The 19767-nt window shown below is 70.3% G+C and carries 21 protein-coding genes; 4 read left to right on the forward strand and 17 right to left on the reverse strand.

Annotated features, from left to right (window positions below):
* Positions 1 to 149: 149 nt before the first annotated feature.
* Positions 150 to 1088, reverse strand: a complete 939-nt coding sequence (locus FHS29_RS24170; protein ID WP_221456564.1) for an NAD(P)/FAD-dependent oxidoreductase — start codon at positions 1086 to 1088, stop codon at positions 150 to 152.
* Positions 1089 to 1209: 121 nt separating this feature from the next.
* Between FHS29_RS24170 and FHS29_RS24175 the strand changes: the two genes are divergently transcribed.
* On the forward strand, positions 1210 to 1398 hold the full coding sequence (locus tag FHS29_RS24175; protein ID WP_184694188.1) for a hypothetical protein: 189 nt from the start codon (positions 1210 to 1212) through the stop codon (positions 1396 to 1398).
* Here FHS29_RS24175 and FHS29_RS24180 read toward each other — a convergent pair.
* The 3 genes from FHS29_RS24180 to FHS29_RS24190 are packed head-to-tail and all read right to left on the reverse strand — an operon-like array spanning position 1395 to position 3239.
* Positions 1395 to 1985, reverse strand: coding sequence for an LURP-one-related family protein (locus FHS29_RS24180; protein ID WP_184694189.1), 591 nt, complete (start codon positions 1983 to 1985; stop codon positions 1395 to 1397). The two genes, FHS29_RS24175 and FHS29_RS24180, sit on opposite strands and share 4 nt — an antisense overlap.
* Before the next feature lie 7 nt (positions 1986 to 1992).
* Complete coding sequence (locus FHS29_RS24185; protein WP_184694191.1) at positions 1993 to 2331, reverse strand: nucleotide pyrophosphohydrolase; 339 nt, start codon at positions 2329 to 2331, stop codon at positions 1993 to 1995.
* Positions 2328 to 3239 (reverse strand): AraC family transcriptional regulator, encoded by a 912-nt coding sequence (locus FHS29_RS24190; RefSeq protein WP_184694193.1) that lies wholly within the window; start codon positions 3237 to 3239, stop codon positions 2328 to 2330. The genes FHS29_RS24185 and FHS29_RS24190 overlap by 4 nt, the downstream gene beginning before the upstream one ends.
* Before the next feature lie 71 nt (positions 3240 to 3310).
* On the opposite strand from FHS29_RS24190, the gene FHS29_RS24195 reads away from it, so the two are divergent.
* Positions 3311 to 4105: an NAD(P)H-binding protein gene (locus tag FHS29_RS24195; RefSeq protein WP_184694195.1), complete on the forward strand. Its 795-nt coding sequence runs from the start codon at positions 3311 to 3313 to the stop codon at positions 4103 to 4105.
* A gap of 25 nt (positions 4106 to 4130) precedes the next feature.
* On the opposite strand, the gene FHS29_RS24200 is transcribed toward FHS29_RS24195, so the two are convergent.
* The 6 genes from FHS29_RS24200 to FHS29_RS24225 all read right to left on the reverse strand — a co-directional run bounded on the left by FHS29_RS24200 (position 4131) and on the right by FHS29_RS24225 (position 9724).
* A complete protein-coding gene (locus FHS29_RS24200; RefSeq protein WP_184694197.1) occupies positions 4131 to 4760 on the reverse strand; it encodes a class I SAM-dependent methyltransferase in 630 nt (209 codons plus the stop codon).
* Positions 4761 to 4863: 103 nt separating this feature from the next.
* Complete coding sequence (locus tag FHS29_RS24205) at positions 4864 to 5889, reverse strand: hypothetical protein (RefSeq protein ID WP_184694199.1); 1026 nt, start codon at positions 5887 to 5889, stop codon at positions 4864 to 4866.
* Positions 5886 to 7955, reverse strand: a complete 2070-nt coding sequence (locus FHS29_RS24210) for a GmrSD restriction endonuclease domain-containing protein (protein WP_184694201.1) — start codon at positions 7953 to 7955, stop codon at positions 5886 to 5888. The genes FHS29_RS24205 and FHS29_RS24210 overlap by 4 nt, the downstream gene beginning before the upstream one ends.
* 200 nt (positions 7956 to 8155) lie before the next feature.
* Positions 8156 to 8521 (reverse strand): peptidase inhibitor family I36 protein, encoded by a 366-nt coding sequence (locus FHS29_RS24215; protein ID WP_184694203.1) that lies wholly within the window; start codon positions 8519 to 8521, stop codon positions 8156 to 8158.
* A gap of 98 nt (positions 8522 to 8619) precedes the next feature.
* A complete protein-coding gene (locus FHS29_RS24220; RefSeq protein ID WP_184694205.1) occupies positions 8620 to 8991 on the reverse strand; it encodes an HNH endonuclease in 372 nt (123 codons plus the stop codon).
* On the reverse strand, positions 8984 to 9724 hold the full coding sequence (locus FHS29_RS24225; RefSeq protein WP_184694207.1) for a DUF72 domain-containing protein: 741 nt from the start codon (positions 9722 to 9724) through the stop codon (positions 8984 to 8986). The genes FHS29_RS24220 and FHS29_RS24225 overlap by 8 nt, the downstream gene beginning before the upstream one ends.
* Positions 9725 to 9769: 45 nt before the next feature.
* On the opposite strand from FHS29_RS24225, the gene FHS29_RS24230 reads away from it, so the two are divergent.
* A complete protein-coding gene (locus tag FHS29_RS24230; RefSeq protein WP_184694209.1) occupies positions 9770 to 10504 on the forward strand; it encodes an arylamine N-acetyltransferase family protein in 735 nt (244 codons plus the stop codon).
* 85 nt (positions 10505 to 10589) lie between these two features.
* Here FHS29_RS24230 and FHS29_RS24235 read toward each other — a convergent pair whose 3' ends face one another.
* The 6 genes from FHS29_RS24235 to FHS29_RS24260 all read right to left on the reverse strand — a co-directional run bounded on the left by FHS29_RS24235 (position 10590) and on the right by FHS29_RS24260 (position 17717).
* Positions 10590 to 11327, reverse strand: a complete 738-nt coding sequence (locus FHS29_RS24235; protein ID WP_221456566.1) for a DUF72 domain-containing protein — start codon at positions 11325 to 11327, stop codon at positions 10590 to 10592.
* A gap of 89 nt (positions 11328 to 11416) precedes the next feature.
* Positions 11417 to 11869 (reverse strand): hypothetical protein, encoded by a 453-nt coding sequence (locus FHS29_RS24240; protein ID WP_184694213.1) that lies wholly within the window; start codon positions 11867 to 11869, stop codon positions 11417 to 11419.
* Positions 11870 to 12014: 145 nt separating this feature from the next.
* Entirely contained in the window at positions 12015 to 14126 is a 2112-nt protein-coding gene (locus tag FHS29_RS24245; RefSeq protein ID WP_184694215.1) for a 3-hydroxyacyl-CoA dehydrogenase NAD-binding domain-containing protein, read from the reverse strand.
* Positions 14123 to 15343 carry a thiolase family protein gene (locus tag FHS29_RS24250; protein WP_184694217.1) on the reverse strand — a complete coding sequence of 407 codons (1221 nt, stop codon included), beginning with the start codon at positions 15341 to 15343 and terminating at the stop codon, positions 14123 to 14125. Before FHS29_RS24250 ends, FHS29_RS24245 begins: the two co-directional genes overlap by 4 nt.
* A gap of 342 nt (positions 15344 to 15685) precedes the next feature.
* A complete protein-coding gene (locus FHS29_RS24255) occupies positions 15686 to 16933 on the reverse strand; it encodes a ribonuclease D (protein WP_184694219.1) in 1248 nt (415 codons plus the stop codon).
* Positions 16934 to 17000: 67 nt separating this feature from the next.
* On the reverse strand, positions 17001 to 17717 hold the full coding sequence (locus tag FHS29_RS24260) for a response regulator (RefSeq protein ID WP_015099292.1): 717 nt from the start codon (positions 17715 to 17717) through the stop codon (positions 17001 to 17003).
* A gap of 254 nt (positions 17718 to 17971) precedes the next feature.
* Between FHS29_RS24260 and FHS29_RS24265 the strand changes: the two genes are divergently transcribed.
* Positions 17972 to 19132 (forward strand): dipeptidase, encoded by a 1161-nt coding sequence (locus FHS29_RS24265; RefSeq protein ID WP_184694221.1) that lies wholly within the window; start codon positions 17972 to 17974, stop codon positions 19130 to 19132.
* On the opposite strand, the gene FHS29_RS24270 is transcribed toward FHS29_RS24265, so the two are convergent.
* On the reverse strand, positions 19129 to 19677 hold the full coding sequence (locus tag FHS29_RS24270; RefSeq protein ID WP_184694223.1) for a DUF3000 domain-containing protein: 549 nt from the start codon (positions 19675 to 19677) through the stop codon (positions 19129 to 19131). The genes FHS29_RS24265 and FHS29_RS24270 overlap by 4 nt on opposite strands.
* Positions 19678 to 19767 lie beyond the last annotated feature (90 nt).

Here is a 19767-nt window from a genome sequence, read left to right on the forward strand (position 1 = left end):
GCACTCGTGAGGGTGTGGGAGAGTAGGACGCCGCCGAACATTCCTTCCCTCAGGGGGCACACGGATCCGTGTGCCCCCTGAGGGCTTTTTGCGTTCTTGTCGGGGTGCGGATCCGTCCAGGCGGTTCTTGCCGAGTTTTCTTGGGGGGATCAGCCCAGCTCGGCGACGATCGCTTCGGCGAGCAGCGTCCCGGACAGCCAGGCCGTTTCCACCTTGGGCGTGCCCCAGGCGTCACCGGCGATGCCGACGCGGTCCGCGCCGAGGTGGAACGGAGCGCTGCCCGGCGCGCTGGGTCGGGCGAACGTCCACCGGTGGACGTCCACCTGGACGACCGGGCCGGGCGAGCCGAGCAGCTCCCGGACGGCCGCCTCGATCTCCGCGCCGGCCTCCGCCGCGTCCGCCACGAACTGCCCGGCGAACTCGGCCGTCGTGTGCGCCACGAGCACCGGAGCCCCGTCTCCGCGGCGGCTCCCGTCGTCGAACAGCGTGGTCAGCACGGGGTGGTCGTTCACGAACGCCCCGCGGAAGTCCCAGCCACGTTCCTCGTACCGCAGCGTGGCGACGAGCGAAGGCAGCCACTCCTGGCTCTGCGCGACGCTCCACGTCCGCTGTAGCCGGGGATCGACCACCCGCACCGCCTGTGCCCCGGGCATGGCCAGCACGACGGCGTCCGCGGGCACTCCGTCGACCCGTGGGCCGGGCTCGACCCACTCGGCCAGGTGCCCGGTCCGCACGTCCAGGCCGTTCGCCAGTTGTTCGACCAGTGACCGCAGCCCACCGGGAGCGGCCCACCGCATCGGCCCGGTCGTGACGTCGCGACCGGCCGACGAGAACACCGCGAACGTGTCGGTCCACTCGCGCGCCAGACCGGCGTCCCGCCAGCCGTCGACCACGGCCGCGAACCGGGGCGAGGACACCGTGAAGTACCCGGCCCCGATGTCGGCCCGACGACCTTCGTACCGCTTGGTCGCCATCCGTCCGCCGCAGACGCGCGCCCGTTCGAGGACACGCACGGTAACCCCGGCGTTGGTGAGCGCTCGTGCGCAAGCCACTCCGGCGATCCCCGCACCCACCACTGTCACCTGCATGAATCCATCCTCCCCGGTCCGGTCGACGGGCGGTTCGTCGTTACCGCTGTCCGAGCGATCCCGATGGCGCGACCGGGTGACGTGAGATCTGCTCCGCTTCCCCGTCCCTAGCGTTGCCCCCATGAACAGTCCTGGTTGGAGCGTCGTGGGAGTTGGGGAGGCTGCGGTGCGCTGGCGACCGCGCAAGCGATCGGGCAGACACGCGAGGGCGAGGCCGAGTCCGCCGTCGACCTCGCCCGGGTGGGTGTCCGCTGCGCTCGGACTGATCGTGCTGGTGGCGCTGATCCTCCTGCTGCTGACCTACGTCTAGCGGGACTGGAGGGCGTCCACGGCGACGGCCTGCGCGATGACCAGCCGGCGGTCCACCGTCGGGTCCTGGATGCGGATCAGGTAGTGGTCGCGCAGCCAGGTCTTCTTGTCCACGCTGAACACCGGCGAGCCGTTCCGGAGGAAGTCGAAGTGGTACCGGAACGGGAACGGCAGGTCGTTGATGAACGGCAGGAAGCCCCAGATCCGGCGCAGCACGGCGATGCCGTGGTTGCGCTCGCGGCCGGTGGCGGTGTCCGCGTTCGGCTGCTCCAGGTGCCACGTGGAGTTGACCAGGGACTTGCCGAAGTCCTTGCGGAACGTGCCGATCGTCTGGCCGTTGCCGTCCGTCACGTCGTACGCACTGGCCAGGTCGATGACCTTCTGAGCCTTGAAGCCGGCCAGCACGTGCTGCCTGCCGGCGTCGGTGTAGATGGTCACCTGTTCCTTGAAGGCCAACCGCTTCTGCTCGACGAACCCGACGAGTTGTCCGGGCTCGCCGTTGCCGTTGTCGGCGAACGCCTCGTAGCGGTTCACCATCATGGTGACCTTCTGGTGCAGGTGCAGTGTGTCCAGGGACTGCAGGTCCATGGCCCCCTCATTCGACTGGCCGGAGGTCTCCGGTCGGGAAGCGCCGTTCGTTGCGGTCGATCTTGGCGAACGCGGCGTCCACCAGGTCCACGTCCAACTTGTCCGCGAGGCGCACCAGGTAGTGCATCACGTCGGCGAGCTCGTCGCGGACGTTCCAGGCAAGTTCCGGGTCCGACATGGCCTGCGCGGCCTGCTCGGGCGTGAGCCACTGGAACAGGTCGGTCAGCTCGCCCACCTCCGCGGACAGCGCCATCACCAGGTTCTTGGGCGTGTGGTAGACGTCCCAGTCGCGTGCGGCGGCGAACCGGCGCAGCGCGTCCCGAAGACCTTCCAGGCTGTTGGTCATGCCCGCAGAGCTACCACACGGTGGTCGCTCGGTCGCACACCGCGTACCCGTTTGAACGCCGTGCTGAACGCGAAGCCGTCCGTGTAGCCGACCGCGCGGGCCACCGAGCCGACGGTGGCGTCGGGCTTGGCCAGCAGATCCGCCGCGACCGCCATGCGCCATTCCGTGAGGTAGGTCAGCGGCGGCACGCCGACCAGCCCGGTGAACCGCTTCGCCAGCGCCGCCCGCGACACCCGCGCGCGGGTGGCCAGCTCGCCGACCGTCCACGCCCGTTCCGGCTCGTCGTGGATGGCCCGCAGCGCCGGCCCCACCACCGGGTCGCCCAGCGCCCGGTACCAGGCGGGCGGGTTCGCCCCCGGCCGGTCGAACCACTCGCGCAGCGCGAACACCAGCAGCAGGTCCAACAGGCGGTCCAGCACGATGTCCTGTCCCGGCCGGTCCTTGGCGACCTCAGCGGACAGCAGGTCCAGCGTCGGGCACGGCCCGTCCGCGCACGGCACCACGAACGCCTGGGGGAGCGCGTTGAGCAGCCGGTCGGACACGCTGCCCTCGACCTCGTAGGTGCCGGTGATGACGACCGCGTCACCGCCTTCCCGGAAGCCGTACGTGCGGGGGCCGAGCAGCCAGCGGTCGCAGTCGGGTTCGCTGGTGTCCACTTGGGGTGGTGTCGCGGGGTCGTCGGCGAGGATGAACCACCGCGGCCCGCGCACCAGTCCGATGTCGCCGGCCCGCAGCCGCATCGGCGGGTGTCCCTCGGCGATCAGCCAGCCGTCACCACGTGCCGCCGTGGCGACCGTGAGGGGTGCGGTGGCGGTGAACCGCAGTGACCACGGCGGCGAGGCGAGGGAACGGCACACCAGGGCACCGTGTGCGCGAACCCCGCGCAGCAGATCCGTGAGAGCGTCCACGAAGACGATTGAACATGTGATCGGGCGTTTCGGCCATGTTCCGTCCAGCACTGCCTTGATTTGCTGGTGCCATGACAATCCTGGTTCTCGGAGCCACCGGCAAGACCGGCCGCCGCGTCGCCGCCGCCCTCGGCTCCACCGCCCGCCCCGTCTCCCGCTCGTCCGCGCAGCGCTTCGACTGGTCCGACGAGTCCACCTGGGACGCGGCCTTGGAAGGCGCCACCGCGGTGTACTTGGTGCCGCCCGCGCTGAACATGGAGTGGGTGGAGATGGCGGAGTTCCTGCCGCGCGCGGAGGCGGTGGGCGTGCGGCGGATCGTGTACCTGTCCGCGCGGGGCATCGGCGAGGACGATCGCCGCGAGACCCTGATCCGTTCATCCACAGTGGACTGGACGATCCTGCGCCCGACGTGGTTCCACCAGAACTTCACCGAGGACTTCCTGCTGCCGATGGTGTTGGCGGGCGAGGTGGCCCTGCCGATGGGGCCGGGCGGGCACCCGTTCATCGACGCGCGGGACATCGCCGACGTGGCCGTGGCCGCCCTGACTTCGGACGGCCACGCCGGCGAGGTCTACGAGCTGTCCGGCCCGGAGGCCATCTCGTTCCCCGACGCGGTGGCGCAGGTGGCGGAGGCCAGTGGCCGGACGATCCGCGTGACCGACGTGCCCGAGGGACCGTTCGCGGAAACGCTGGCGGGCTTCGGCATCGCGCCCGAGTACGGCGAGGCCCTCACCGGTTCCCTGGCCGCGATCCGCGACGGCCACGACGCGTTCCTGTCCACCGGCGTCCAGGACGTCCTCGGCCGGGCTCCGCGTCCGTTCGCTGACTACGTCAAGGACGCGGCGTCGTCGGGGGCGTGGGCCTAGCGTGCGGGGCCTGGCGCTGCCGGGTTCAGCACTTCTTGGTGGCCAGGACCAGGAGGTGCTCCTCGTCCGGCTGGCCCTCCCGGTCGGGTGAGAAGACGGTGCTGCTCGTCTCGACGACGTCCAACCCGACCTGCTCCAGGTGCCGGAGCAGGTCGGGCGTGGAGAAACTGGTGACGTGCACGGTGTGCCCGAGGAACGGCACTTCGAGGTTCTCGACGTCCATCGGGACGGTGATCAGGGCGAGCAGCCCATCGGGCTTCAGCCAGCGGGCGATGTCCTGCAGCACCTTGACGGTGTCGTCCCGCGTCATCTGGAGGAACGGGAAGAACGCACAAACCGCGTCCCACGACCCGTCGGCCGAGTTCCACTCCCGGATGTCCGCGTGCACGAAGTCCGCGTCCGGCACCTGCTCGCGGGCAATGGCGACCATCTCCTTCGACACGTCCACCCCCATCACCCGATGCCCGGCCGCCACGAGCTCCGCAGCCACCGGCCGCCCCGTGCCACTGCCGATGTCCAGGACCCGGGCGCTCTCCGGGAGGCGGTCCAGGAGCAGCCGCACGGCAGCGTCCACGGTCGGCGGCCGTCCGAACGCATCCTCGTAGCCGCGGCCAACGGCGTCGAACAGTTCAGCGGCGGTGAGGGGACGGTCCACTGGTGCTACCTCCGGCGGGATCGGCTGTCCTGACAGCTTGCCGGCCATGAGGGTGGATCGTGCTACGGCGGCGCAGTTCGGCTCGACGTTCCTGGGACTTCGGTCAGGCTCCTCGCCACACCGGGATCATGTGCGCGCGTCGCGTGTCGGCGGCAGGCTCCCGGACGAACGAGAGATCCCCGGCGTGGAACAGGCAGTCGATACCGAGCCGGTGCAGGTAGCTCAAGCCGTCGTGGTCGGGCTTCTCGGGAAACAGCGCGGTCAGCCGGGTCACCGGCCGAGGGCTGTGGAAGGCGTAGTCCATCAGCTGCGCCACCGCTTCACGGACCTTGCCGTGGGTCGCTAGGCTCTTCGCTTCGATGATCTCGACCTCGTCGTCGGATTCCCGGTACAGATCGGCCCTCAAATCGCTGTCCGTCCGGAAGGCTCGCAGGACCTCCGGAAGGCACGATTGCCGGTAGGCCTCGACCAGATTGATCTCCACGCGGTGAGTGAGCGTCGTGGAGGCCGGGGTGTGCCGGATGATCGTGTCCTGGTGCGCCTTCTCGACCGGAGTGGTCCGGGAGCGCCGCGCCCTCTCCAGGTCCTCCTCGATGAGTTCTTCGAGCGCCGCTTCCGCCACGCTCGTGGCGATGCCGAATTCACGCAGCACGTCGGGCACGTCGCCAGGCCGCAGGAAGCGCTGTCCGGGAATGGCGTAGTTCGGCTTGTAGCCGCACAGCGTGACCAGGTCGCTCTTGGGGCGTTCGACAGGCCGCACGTTCAGCACGCTGTAGACGTGGACGAAACTGTCCACATCGCCCTTCTTCCGCCAAAGCCGGTCGGCGAAGGGCTGGTTGACGAAGTGGTGGCCGACTTCGCCGCACGCCTTGACCTTCTTGTCCCCGACGAACAGGACGACGTCGCCCCGCTTGAGCTCGGACATCATCGCGGCGTGACCCGCCCTAGCACCCCAGAAGTGCGCGACACCCGAAGGGTGCAGTGCGAGCAGGGCGTTCCGCTGGTGCTCGGTCAACAGAGGTCCGCGCTCATCGTCGGCGAAAGGCACCCAACCTTCGATGGTGTCGTGGAAGTGCCTTCTGGCGCTGGGCTGTCCGTAGCAGGGGGCGACCAGGATGTTCGGTGTCATTCGTCCGACTCCTCGAGCGCTTCCGGCACGTCGACGTCGAGGTCGGCCAGAGCGGCCAGTTCGACGGCGGTCAAGCGTTGCTCGGCCGAAGCGCGGCCCTTGCCGTCGAACCTGACTCCTTCGGCCCTCAGCACGGTCCTCGGGTCGTCGGTGCGGTCCGGGTCCGGCCAGCGGAAGTCCGGCGAGACGTCACCGCTGAGCTTCAGCACGCGGTGGGCGTTCGGGATCTCCACACTGGCCAGCCTCGACCCGACCGGCACCTGGTGGCTGCCGATCACCTCGGCCACGTCGGAGTAGCTCGTCCACCGCCCCGCCGGGATGCAGGCGAGCACCTGGTTCATCCGCCACCACCGCGGCTCCACCGGTGTGGGGTCCGCGGTGTCCGCCGGGCCCGGCCAGATCCGCAACGCCCGCTCGGCAAGAGCGCGGCCGCGTTCCCGGATCTGTTCGGCACCCCACCGGTCGGACTCGGCGATCTCGCGGTTCATCGCCAGACCGCTGTCGGCCAGGATCTGCTTCTTGGCCTCGAAACCGTCGTTGGCGAGCTTCGAGTTGTAGGCGGTGAGGCTGAGGTTGCCGAGTGTGTGCACGAGCTTGGCGTGCAGCTCCTCCGGTGTGTCGTCACCGGTCCGCTCCTCGGCCAGCATGTCCCGCCACCGCGGTGTCAGGGACTGGGGGAGCACGTGCTCGATGGTCAACTTCGAGCCGGCGAAGTCCACCGGCTCGCCGTGGCGGTAGTCCTCTTCCAGGCAGCGCAGCACGAACGTGCGTTGAGGGCCGCGGCCGGTCCAGTAGAAGTTGTTCACCAGCACGGCCTCGCGCACGTGCTGGTCGGTCGGGAACTTCTTGCGCTGGCCGGACAGCACGCGGGTGATCTCCTCGGCACCCGGCACGGCGTCGCCCAGTTCCTTGACCAGGGTCATCAGGATCCGGTTGGTGCCGGTCGTGCCGATGCCGACGATCATCCGCCGCACCAGGAAGCTCTCCACGACGCGGAGTGCGCGGGCCGCCTGGTGCGCGTCGAGACGACCCGCGTGGTGAGCGATCAGGACCAGCAGGGCGATGGGGTGCACGACCTGTGCCGCCCAGCGCTTGAGCCGGGCCAACGCGCGTCGGAGAACCGGGTCGGGTTCGGTGTCCGGGACGAGGACCCTGCGGAACAACGTCGCCTTGTGGTGCAGTTCGGTGATCCACGCCGCGATGTCTTCTTCACCGGACAACGCGCTCAGCCGCTGCTGCTGGGACTGGTAGATCGCGTCCTGGGTGGCCCGGTCGTCGCCGCTGAGCACCAGGTCCAGCCACACCAGTTCTTCGAGTTGCTTGTTGGTCAGCCCTTCCTGCAAGGGCAGCCACTGGGTGGCGTAGACGTGGTCGGCACGGGTGGGCAGGCGCATGAACAGGTAGTTGCGCAGCAGGTCGGCCTGGGTGAGCGGCTGGCCCGTGTGGTTCAGCGACTCGAAGATCCGGTGCACGTTGTCGTCCGGGTGCGCGGCGATCTCGACGATGCTGAGCTGTCCGGTGATGGCCTGTTCGACGCGGGTGATGTCGTGGGGGTCCTCCGGGTCGTCGACCGCCGCCAGGACCCTGCGGAAGAAGCGGTACGCCTCGCCGATGCGGTCCGCGCCGCCGGCGTCGGGTGCCTGTTCCAACAGCTTGATCCAGGACGGCCGGTCGGCTTGCGTCGGCAGCAGGGTGTACCGCTCCTGGCCGTCGGCGAAGCGGATGAACAGGTACAGGTCGTCGATCTTCTGCGCCAGCCGGGCGTCGGCGGCCCGCACGTGGTCGCGGATCGCGCACAACAGGATCGACAGGGTGGTCAGCCGCTGCTGGCCGTCCACCACCAGCCACACCTGGACACCGGCCGGGGTGTTGCCGGGGCTCGGCGCCAGCACCACCGACCCGAGGAAGTGCGAGGCGCTGCCCCCGTTGTCCGCCACCGTGACGAGGTCCTGCCACAGTTGTTCGAGATCTTTGCGCTCCCAGCTGTACGGGCGTTGGTAGAGCGGTACGACGTACTGGCGTTCGCCTTGCAACAGGCTGCGGAGGGTGGTTTCGCTGGCCTTCACCGAACTCCTCGAACTACCGGGCCCATCAGGGTGCCGATCGGGTGATCTTGTTACTGCATGATCCGATATCGGTGACGATCGGATCATCGTTAACGAATCGGTTCACCTGATCGGGCCAAATATTCGAGTGATCTTTTCCCATCGCGAGTACTGGCAGGACGTCACGAGCGGGAACGTGACGATTCGACGCGTAAGCCGGACTAGGGGCCCCAGACCTGGATCGCGCGGACTACGAAGGGGGCGTCGGGGACGTAGGTGCCCTTGCCCGGGTAGGTCGTGAACTCCGCTTCGGTCGAGCAGGTGGCGCTTTGGAAGACCGTGGTGTCCCTGGTCAGGTTGTTGACGAAGGAACGGGCCACCAGGCCGGATTTCAGGGGGATGCACTCGCCCGGGTTGGCGGTCTCCAGGTCGAGCCGTTGCGGTGTGCCCGTGTAGTCGGTGGCGGGCCAGGCGCAGAATTCGCCGCGGTCGCAGGTGGGGGTCGGTTGTTGCGCCGTCGCCGTGCCGCTGGACAGCACAGCCGCGGCGGTGATCGTCAGGGCGGTGAGCAGGCCTCGGGTCGGCATTCGGGGCACCTCCACCGGTTCAGCGTCCGTGGGGTGGGTGGGGTCCGGGGGACGAGGTGCGGTGTTTCACCTGATCGTGTGGGTGTCGGCTACTCGGATCAGCGGCGCAGGCGTCTCAGCTGCGCCTCCAAGTAGGGGCGAGCCCGGCGTTGGCCGCCCCGGGCGGTGATGGTGTCCTGGAGGTCGGTCAGGATCTTCGTCACCCGGTCGCGGTCCGGGGTCCAGCCCCGGCGTTCGCACTCGGTCAGCCAGTCGGCCGGACTCCGGTGGCCCCGCTCCCGGTTGCAGCGCCGGCAGGCCGCCACCTCGTTCTCCAGCCACGACGGACCGCCCTTGACCTTGGGGACCAGGTGGTCGGTGGTCGGGGTGACGCGGGTGGTGAAGGTCCGGCGGCACCACGTGCAGTCGGGGCCGTCCCGGAGCATCGCCAGGGTCAGGCGGGCGGCTCGGTCGGGTAATGCGTTACGCATCGCGCAGGCGGGCGCTGAGGGCCATGGCGTCTTTCGGGGCCATGACCTTGGCGTCGTTGTCGAAGTACGCGTAGACGTCGTGGTCCCGCGCCCAGTCCCGGATCTTCGCCGCCCAGCGGTCCAGGGCCTGGTCGGTGTAGCCGCTGACGTAGAGCTCCTCGTCGCCGTGCAGCCGGATGTAGACGAAGTCGGTGGTGACGGCTTCGAGTTCGATGAACGTCTGCGCGGTGTCGGCGATGACGAGGGCGATGTCGTGTGCGCGGAGGAGGGGCAGGAAGCCCGGGTCGCGGAACGACTCGTGGCGGACCTCCAGGGCGTGCCGCAGCGGCCGGCCCTCGTGGGCTCGGGGCAGCGCGTCGAAGAACAACGCCAGGAGGTCGGGGTCGTAGCGCAGGGTCGGCGGCAGCTGCCACAGGAACGGCCCGAGCTTCCGGCCGAGGCCGAGCATGCCGGAGTCGAAGAACTTGCCCAGGGCGTCCTGCGGGTCGCGCAGACGTTTCATGTGGGTGATGAAGCGGCTGCCCTTGACGGCGAAGACGAAGTCGTCCGGCGTCTGCGCGGACCAGGCCTGGAAGCTCGACGGCCGTTGCAGGGCGTAGAACGTGCCGTTGATCTCCACCGACCCCACCTGCCGCGACAGGTACTCCAGCTCCCGTTTCTGCGGCAGGCCCTTCGGGTAGAACACACCGCGCCACGGCGGGTACACCCAGCCCGAAGTGCCGACGTGGATCACATGTCCATTGACCTCCAGCGCGGTCGAAGGTGCAAGTTGGTGCCCATGAACTCCCAGACCGTCGACGCCTACCTCGACCGGATCGGCGCGAACCGTGACAGCACGCTCGCCGAGCTGCACGAACGGCACCTGCGCACGGTGCCGTTCGAGAACCTGAGCATCCACCTCGGCGAGACCATCACGCTCACCGAGGACTGGCTGGTCGACAAGATCGTCCGCCGCCGGCGCGGCGGGTTCTGCTACGAGCTCAACGGGGCGTTCGCCGCGCTGCTCACCGGCCTCGGGTACGAGGTCCGGATGCTGTCCGCCAAGGTGTTCGGCGACGGCGCGTTCGGCCCGCCGTTCGACCACATGGCGCTGCGCGTGGGCGACCTGCTGGTGGACGTGGGTTTCGGGCGGTTCACGCTGAAGCCGCTCGACCTGACCCGCCGGGACGACCAGCACGATTCCGCCGGGGTGTTCCGGCTGGTCGACACCGCGGACGGGGACGTCGACGTGCTGCACGACGGGGTGGTGCAGTACCGGCTGGAGCCGCGGCCGCGCGGGCTGGAGGAGTTCCGGGCGACCTGCTGGTACCAGCAGACCTGGCCGGAGTCGAACTTCCGGCGTGCGGCGACGTGCTCGCTGGCCACGCCCGGCGGTCGGGTGACGGTGGCGGGGAACAAGCTGATCGTCACCGAGGGCGGCGTGAAGCGGGAGGAGCAGCTGGACGACGCCGGGATCATCCGGGCGCACGCGGAGCACTTCGGCATCGCGCTGGACCGCGTGCCACGGCTCTAGGGCCCGGTTTCACGGCTCCAGGACCGCCGTGGTGGCTCTGGGGCGGGCTCCGAGGGCGGCAGCCTGCTCCGAAGCGTGCGGCGCCTCAGGGCAGGCGGGTGGCGAGGGCCCTGGCGTCGTGCGGGGCGGCCCCGTGCATCGTGTTGTCGAAGTAGACGTAGATGTCGCGGTCGCGTGACCAGGTGCGGATCTTCTCCGCCCAGCGGTCCAGGGCTTCGTCGGAGTACTCGCTCACGTAGAGCTCCTTGTCGCCGTGCAGCCGCACGTACGCGAAGTCGGCGGTCAGCTCCTCCGGTTCGGGGAAGCGGCCCGCCGACTCGGCCGCCACCAGCGCGACCCCGTGCCGGGTGAGCAGGTCGGTCACCTCGGGCACCAGGTAGCTGCGGTGGCGGATCTCCAGGGCGTGGCGGACGGGCGGGCCGGGCAGGTGTTCGAGGAACGCCGCGAACCGGTCCGCCCGGTAGGGCAGGGTCGGCGGCAGCTGCCACAGGATCGGGCCGAGCTTCTCACGCAGGTCGAGCACGCCGGAGTCGAAGAACTCGTCGATGGCGTCCTCGGCGTCGCGTAATCGGCGGAAGTGGGTGATCTCCTTGTGCGCCTTGACCGCGAACACGAAGTCGTCCGGCGTTCGGGCGTACCACGACTGGTAGTCGGCCGGCTTGCGCAGGCCGTAGAACGGGCCGTTCAGCTCGACGGTGTCCATCATGCGTGACAGGAACTCCAGCTCAAGCCGCTGCTGGAGGCCGCGCGGGTAGAAGTCGCCGCGCCACTGCGGGTACCGCCAACCCGAGGTACCGATCCGAATCTCACTCATGGTAGTCAATTGTGCCCCGTTCGGTGACTATCGAAACGTGCAGCACGCCGGTAGCACGTCGGCTGCGCCGTTGAACCGCCGGAGCGGCGTCGGGACCGCTAGAACCCCGCGCCGTCCAGCGCACCCGTCACCACGCGGTCGACGCGGGTCTGTTGCGGGTCGCGGGCGAGGGCGGCGGTGCAGGGGCACTGGGCCAGGTCGTTGCCGCAGAGGTAGACGCCGAGCACGCGCAGGCTGCGGGCGGTGTGGCGCAGGCGGGCCGCGCCGCGCAGGGCGACCTGGCCGTAGACGGCTTTGGCCAGTTGGTAGGGCGCGCCGGGCCCGAGGTCGACGCACGCCTGGCTGTCGAGTTCTTCGGCCACGTGCGCCAGGGGGCGGCAGCCGCAGGCCTTGGCGGAACGGACCAGGCGCTGGTCGAGCCTGGACACCAGGCGTTTCGCCACCTCGTCGCGCCAGCAGCGGTTGGTGCGCAGGAACTCGACCAGTTCCTCCACTCGCACGGGATCGGGCAGGGGGCGGCGGGCACGTGCTCGGCGGCGGTGCGGAGTCATCCACACAAGATCGTCCAAGGCACACCGGTATGAGCATTGCTCACCCGCCTGCGCGCGCAGGAGCACACGGCAGTAGCAACTGCCCTGTGACGCAGTGCGCCCGGCTCCCTCGGAGGGAAGCCGGGCGCACCGGTGAACTGCCTGGTCAGGCGGGTACGGAAGCCACGCCCGGAGACAGGAAGCGCTTGCCGGTCACCTTTTCGGCGACACCCGACCGGTCGAGGTACGGGGTGATGCCGCCCAGCCAGAACGGCCAGCCCGCGCCCAGGATCATGCACAGGTCGATGTCCTGCGCCTCGGCGACCACGCCCTCGTCCAGCATCAGGCGGATCTCCTCGGCCAGCGCCTCCAGCGCCCGCGCCTTGACCTCTTCACCGGTCAGCGGCTGGTCGCCGAACTGCCACAGCGCCTGCACCTCGGGGTCCACCGTCTGCCTGCCCGCCGAGTCCCACTGCCACACCGCGTTCTTGCCCGCCGCCACGAACGCCTTCATGTTCTCCGACACGGCGAAGCGGTCCGGGAACGCGCCGTGCATCGTCTCGGCCACGTGCAGCGCCACGGGGGCGCCGACCAGTTGGAGGAGCACCAGCGGCGACATGGGCAGGCCGAGCGACTCGGTCGCCTTGTCGGCCACCTCGAACGGCGTGCCCTCGTCGACGGACTTCACGACCTCGCCCATGAACCGGGTCAGCAGCCGGTTCACCACGAACGCCGGCGCGTCCTTCACCAGCACGGACGACTTCTTCAGCTGCTTGCCCACCGCGAACGCGGTGGCGAGGGTCGCGTCGTCGGTCCGGTCGGCCCGCACGATCTCCAGCAGCGGCATGACCGCGACCGGGTTGAAGAAGTGGAAGCCGACGACCCGCTCGGGGTGCTTGAGGCCCGCCGCCATGTCCGTGATGGACAGCGACGAGGTGTTGGTGGCCAGCACAGCCTCGGCCGAGACGAACTGCTCGACCTCGGCGAACACCTGCTGCTTCACGCCTAGGTCCTCGAACACGGCCTCGATCACGAAGTCCGCGTCGGAGAAGGCCGCCTTGTCCAGCGAGCCGGTCACCAGGGCCTTGAGGCGGTTCGCCTGGTCCGGCGACACGCGGCCCTTGCCGAGCAGCTTGTCGACCTCGCCGTGCACGTAGCCGACGCCCTTGTCCACGCGTGCCTGGTCGATGTCGGTGAGCACCACCGGCACCTCCAGCCGCCGCGCGAACAGCAGCGCCATCTGCGACGCCATCAGGCCCGCGCCGACGATGCCGACCTTGGTCACCTTGCGCGCCAGCGACTTGTCCGGCGCGCCCGCCGGCCGCTTGGCCCGCTTCTGCACCAGGTTGAACGAGTACAGCCCGGCCCGCAGCTCGTCGCTCATCACGACGTCGGCCAGTGCCTCGGTCTCGGCCGCGTAGCCCGCGTCCAGGTCGTTGGCGCGCGCCAGCTCGAGCATCTCCAGCGCCTTCAACGCACCCGGCGCCGCGCCCTTGGTCTTGCCGTCCACGATCGCGCGGGCACGGGCCACAGCGGCGTCCCACGCCTCGCCGCGGTCGATCTCCTCGCGGGGCGGCACGATCTCACCGCGCACCACGGAGGCCAGCCACAGCAGCGACTGCTCCAGGTAGTCGGCCGAGTCGAACAGCACGTCCGCGATGCCCAGGTCGAGCGCCTGCTTCGGCTTGAGCATCCGGTTCTGGTTCAGCGCGTTCTCGAAGATCACGGTGACCGCGTCGTTCGCGCCGATCAGGTTCGGCAGCAGCTGCGTGCCGCCCCAGGCGGGGAACAGGCCGAGGAACACCTCGGGCAGCGCGATGGCCGCCGCGTTCGACGCCAGCGTCCGGTAGTGGCAGGACAGCGCCAGCTCCAGGCCGCCGCCCATCACCGCGCCGTTGACGAAGGCGAAGGTCGGCACGGAGGACTCGGTGAACCTGCGGAACACGTCGTGGCCGAGCCGCCCGATGGTCAGGGCCTGCTCGCGCGACGCCGCGCCCTCCACGGCGGTCAGGTCCGCGCCCACCGCGAAGACGAACGGCTTGCCGGTGACCGCGATCGCCACCGGGGACGCCGCCACCGCCTCGTCGAACGCCGCGCCCAGGCTCACCAGCGACTGCGGGCCGAACGTGGACGGGCGGGTGTGGTCGTGGCCGTTGTCCAGCGTGATCAGGGCGACCGGGCCGGTCAGGCCCGGTACCCGGACCAGCCGGGTGCGCGCGGCGGTGACGACCTCGTCGGGGAAGAGGGCCTTGGCCTCGTCTGCGGTCAACGTGGTCACTTGGCGTCTCCGTTCCAGTGGGGGTTCTCCCAGATGACCGTGCCGCCCATGCCGATGCCGATGCACATGGTGGTGATGCCGTAGCGCACGTCCGGGCGCTCGGCGAACTGCCGGGAGAGCTGGGTCATCAGGCGCACGCCGGACGAGGCGAGCGGGTGGCCGGTGGCGATCGCACCGCCCCACTGGTTGACCCGGGGGTCGTCGTCGGCGATGCCGAAGTGGTCCAGGAAGGCGAGCACCTGCACGGCGAACGCCTCGTTGATCTCGAACAGGCCGATGTCGGCGATGGTCAGGCCGGCGCGCTTGAGGGCCTTCTCCGTCGCGGGCACCGGGCCGACGCCCATGACCTCGGGCTCGACGCCCATGAACGAGTAGCCGACCAGCCTCATGCCGACCGGCAGGCCCAGCTCGTCCGCGGTCTCCTCGTCGGCCAGGATGCAGCCGGTTGCGCCGTCGTTGAGGCCAGCCGCGTTGCCCGCGGTGACCCGGCCGTGCGGGCGGAACGGCGTCTTGAGCTTCGCCAGGTCCTCCACCGTGGTGCCCGGGCGCGGCGGCTCGTCGGCGGTGGCCAGGCCCCAGCCGTGCTCCGCGGACCGGGTCGCGACCGGCACGAACTCGGGGCCGATCCTGCCGTTCTCCACCGCGTCCGCGTACTTGGCCTGGGAAGCCGCGGCGAAGGCGTCCGCGCGCTGCTTGGTGATGGCCGGGAACCGGTCGTGCAGGTTCTCCGCCGTCGAACCCATGACCAGGGCGGACGAGTCCACGATCCGGTCGGACAGGAAGCGCGGGTTGGGGTCGACGCCCTCGCCCATCGGGTGCCGGCCCATGTGCTCGACGCCGCCCGCGATCACCACGTCGTACGCGCCGAACGCGATGCCGCTCGCGGCGGTCGTCACGGCGGTCATCGCGCCCGCGCACATGCGGTCGACGGCGTAGCCGGGCACCGACTTCGGCAGGCCCGCCAGCAGCGCGGCGGTGCGGCCGATGGTCAGGCCCTGGTCGCCGATCTGGGTGGTGGCCGCGATGGCGACCTCGTCCACCCGCTCCGGCGGCAGCTCGGGGTGACGCCGCAGCAGTTCGCGGATCACCTTGACCACCAGGTCGTCGGCACGGGTCTCCGCGAAGATCCCCTTGGGGCCGGCCTTGCCGAACGGCGTGCGCACGCCGTCCACGAAGACCACGTTCCGAACGCGTGCCGGCGCTACTGGTGCGGCCACGGCGTCTCCTTCACTTGTGGTGACGTTCGATCACACCGGTCGGCGACGCGACTCCTACCGATCGGTAACACAACTCTAGACCAGGTTACTCACCGGTAACCACCGTGGTCGCCCTGTCGGGTGTGTCACAGGTCGCCTGGGACCAGGACGGCCGGAACCGGGACGCCTGGGTCCGGGACGGCCGGAACCAGGACGGTCGGCTCGAAATGGTCGGCACGGGAACGGGCCCGACCAGGACTGTGCGGACCCGAGCGTCCCGGACCAGGACCGTTGAGACGACCTGTCGTCGGTGTGGCGGTGGTCCGCCCGCGGCCTGGTCGACCGCGGACGGCACACAGCCCGCTAGCTCGGTGGGGTCGCCGAGAGGGCGGTGGAGAGGGGTTCGGCGGTCAGCTCGACCTGCCAGTTCCGGGCGCCGCCCTCGCGCAGCACGGCGGCCACGCCTTCGGGTGACGTGTCGGCCGGCGGCTGCCAGCAGGTGCGGCGCACCAGGTCCGGGAGGAGGAGGTTCTCCACCGGCAGGGTGTTCGCCTCGGCCACGGCCGTCAGGGCCACCCGTGCGGCGGCCAGGCGGGCGGCCGCGGCCGGGTCCTTGTCCGCCCAGCGGTTCGCCGGGGGCGGCCCGTCGTGCTGCTGCGAGGCCTCGGGGAGTTCGTTGCGGGGGAGGGCGGCGGCTCGTTGGAGCGCGCCCAGCCAGGTGGAGACCAGGCGGCGTTGGGCCCGGCCCCGGAAGACCGGCAGCGCCAGCAGGCTCGGTTCGTCGGCGGGGTTGCGCACGGCGGCTTCGACCAGCGCGCTGTCCGGGAGGACGCGGCCGGGCGCGATGTCGCGTTCGCGGGCCAGCGCGTCGCGGGTCTCCCACAGCGAGCGCACGGCGGCCAGCTGGCGGGGACTGCGGATGCGGTGGATGCCCGAGGTCCGCCGCCACGGTTCGGAGCGGGGTCTGGGCAGCGGTGCGGTCCGGGCCGCCTCGAACTCCTCCAGCGCCCACTCGAGCTTGCCCTGGCGCTTGAGCTCCTGTTCGAGCACGTCGCGCAGCTCGACCAGCAGCTCCACGTCCAGCGCGGCGTAGTTCAGCCAGTCGGCGGGAAGAGGCCGGCGCGACCAGTCGGCCGCGCCGTGCCCCTTCTCCAGCCGATAACCGAGCAGCCGCTCCACGAGCGTGCCCAGCGCCACCCGTTCGAAACCGGCCAGCCTGCCCGCCAGCTCGGTGTCGAACAGCACGCTCGGACGCAGGTCGAGTTCGGCGAGGCACGGCAGGTCCTGAGACGCCGCGTGCAACACCCACTCGGTCCCGTCCAGCGCCGCGACCAGCGGATCGAGCCGACCGCCCAGGGCGATCGGGTCGACCAGCACGGTCCCGGCGCCCGCCCGGCGCAGTTGCACCAGGTAAGCGCGTTGCGAGTAGCGGTATCCCGAGGCTCGCTCGGTGTCCACCGCAACCGGACCGGTCGCTCCGGCGAGCGCGTCAGCGGCACGCCGGAGCGCCTGAGCGTCGGCCACGACCGGCGGAACCCCATCAGCGGGTTCCGTCAGCGGGACCGGATCAGCTCCGGTTGGTTCGGTCGGCTCGTCGGAGGGTACGTCCACGGCGGAAGACCCTACGACGAACGCACCACTCGCGGGTGTGTTCGGCCCGTTCAGTGTGGCGACCCGGTCAGCGGATCACGCCGGCACGCATGGCCAGCGCGACCATCTGAGCCCGATCCCCGGTGCCCAGCTTGCGCCCGATCCGCGACAGGTGAGACTTCACCGTGAGCGCGGAAAGGCTGAGCGCTTCGCCGATTTCCTTGTTGCTCTGGCCATCGGCGACCAGCTGGAGGACCTCGACCTCACGCGCGGAGAGCTCCCGCGGCGTGTTGTCGGTGCCCGGCACGCGGGTGCCCGCGGCGAGCACGGGCGCGACGCTCGGATCTGCGTAGACGCCGCCGTCGAGGACCCGGCGCACCCCGTCGGTGACCACCATCGGCGAGGCGGACTTCAGGAGGTACGCCTGGGCGCCCGCCTGGAAGGCCGACCTGACCGCGTAGGGGTCGTCGGAGGACGCGAGGACCACGATGCGGGGCCAGCCCTGGGCACGGAGTTCCGTGACCAGGTCGATGCCGGTGCCATCCGGCAGACCCAGATCGAGGATCGCGAGGTCGCACGGTCCTGTTGCGAGTGCCCGCGCCCGAGCCTCCGCAACCGAAGCCGCCTCATGCACTGTCCCGGCTCCCATCTGGGTGAGCCGAGCCGATATCGCCTCCCTCAGCAGTGGGTGGTCGTCGACCACCAGCACTGAAAAAAGCTCCTCCCGCGGGTGCGGGACCATGTTCGCCGGCAACGAGCCGGCTGGCGTGGTACGAACGGCCTGACCTAAGCCGACGGCAGCCACGTCACTACCTCCCTGGAGTCGGTCGTGCCCCCCGACCGGCACCGGGACTTTCGTCCAATCAGCCGCGCCACTGATCGACCGAAAGTGGTGTCGTCTGGGGCAGCGTAGCCGCCCAAGCGGGTCTACGGGACGATCAATCGGGTATCTATCCCGAATGAGTTGTCACTGTTGGCCCCCGTTGTCACACGATCGGCTGACAACTCGATAGGGCAGGTAACACGAGCCCCTCTCACGACGACACATAGGAGTTGCCGGTGGCGAGCACCACAGTCCGAGGCCGGGCCGAGGAACTGCTGGCCCGGGTGCCTCTCGTGGACGGTCACAACGACCTCCCGTGGGCCGTGCGCGAACTCCTCGCCGAGGGGCAAATCGGTGAAAAGTCAACGGGCGCCGGCGGGTCTTCAGGTGTCCGACAGGTGGACCTGCGGGTGTTGCAGCCCGGTCTCCAGACCGACTTTTTGCGGTCTCGGCAGGGCCGCTTGGGGATGCAGTTCTGGTCCGTGTGGGTTCCGTGCCGGCTGGCGGGTGATGCAGCCGTGACCGCCGTGCTGGAGCAGGTGGAGTTGGTCCGGGAGCTGTGCGCGGCCTACCCGGACCTGCTCGGGTTCGCGGAGACGGCGGACGAGGCGGTCGCGGTATTCGAGTCCGGGCGGCTGGCGTCGCTGCTGGGGGCCGAGGGCGGGCACAGCATCAACTCGTCGCTGGGCGTGCTGCGGGCGTTGCGGCGGGCCGGGGTCCGGTACATGACCCTCACCCACAACGAGAACACGCCCTGGGCGGATTCGGCGACGGACGTGGCCGAACACGGCGGGCTGACCGCGTTCGGGGTCGAGGTGGTGCGCGAGATGAACCGGATCGGCATGATCGTGGACCTCTCGCACGTCGCCGAGTCGACGATGAACGCGGCGCTGGACGTGTCCGAGCGGCCGGTCCTGTTCACCCACTCCTCGTGCCGGGCGGTGGCCGACCACCCCCGCAACGTGCCGGACGCGGTGCTGGCCAGGCTGGCGGCCAACGGCGGCGTGTGCATGGTGACGTTCGTGCCCGCCTTCGTGTCCCAGGCCTACGCCGAGTGGGACGCGCGCCTGAAGGACGAGATGGACGCGGCGGGCAAGCGGCACAACGACCTGGAGGCGCGGGAGGAGTTCCTGGCCGGCCGGGAGACGGAGACGCCCCGGGTGACGCTGGACGACGTCGTGACCCACCTGGAGCACGCACGGGAGGTCGCCGGGATCGACCACATCGGGCTCGGTGGCGACTACGACGGGGTCCGGGAGCAGCCCGAGGGGCTGGAGGACGTCTCCACGTACCCCGCGCTGATCGGCGCGCTGCTGGAACGCGGCTGGAGCGAGGACGACTGCGCCAAGCTCGCGGGCGCCAACGCGCTGCGGGTGCTGCGGGCCAACGACGACTAGCGCAGCGTGCTGACGCCGACCGGGGGCAGGCCCACCGCGGTGGCCATCACGTCGTAGAACGCGGTGCCGTGGGCGGCGAGTTCGGCGTCCCTCGCCGTCCACGAGGCGCGCAGCTCCAGGTCGTCGGTGCGGGCCGGGCCGGCTATGTCGCCGAACCGGGCCGAGGAGGTCTGGGTGACCGTGCCGCCCAGCGCGAGGAAGTCGGCCTCGGCCACTTCCAGCGCCTCCACCAGCCACGACCAGCCCACTTCGGGCAGCAGCGGGTCGGCGGCCAGTTCGGGGTCCAGCTCCACGCGCACGTAGGCGACCAGGCGGAAGACCCCGGACCACGCTTCCACGCCGTCGGGGTCGTGCAGGAGGACCAGGCGGCCGGTGGACAGCTCGTCGCCGGGACCGGTCGCTTCCGCGGTCAGCGCGAAGGCCCAGGGTGCCAGTCGTTGAGGCGGGCGCACCTCGGTCAGCTCCAGCTCCGGTCGGATCCTCACCGACCTGAGCGTCGCCACCGCCCGCCGGAACAGTTCGGGCTCCGCCGCCAGTCCGGTCACACACGGACTGTATGCCCCTAAACCCCGTTGAGTGAGCGCGGCGCGCCGGGACCGGACAGCGTGCGGTTGGCGAGTCGTGGGACCATGGCG

It is taken from the genome of Saccharothrix tamanrassetensis (assembly GCF_014203665.1).
GTDB lineage: Bacteria > Actinomycetota > Actinomycetes > Mycobacteriales > Pseudonocardiaceae > Actinosynnema > Actinosynnema tamanrassetense.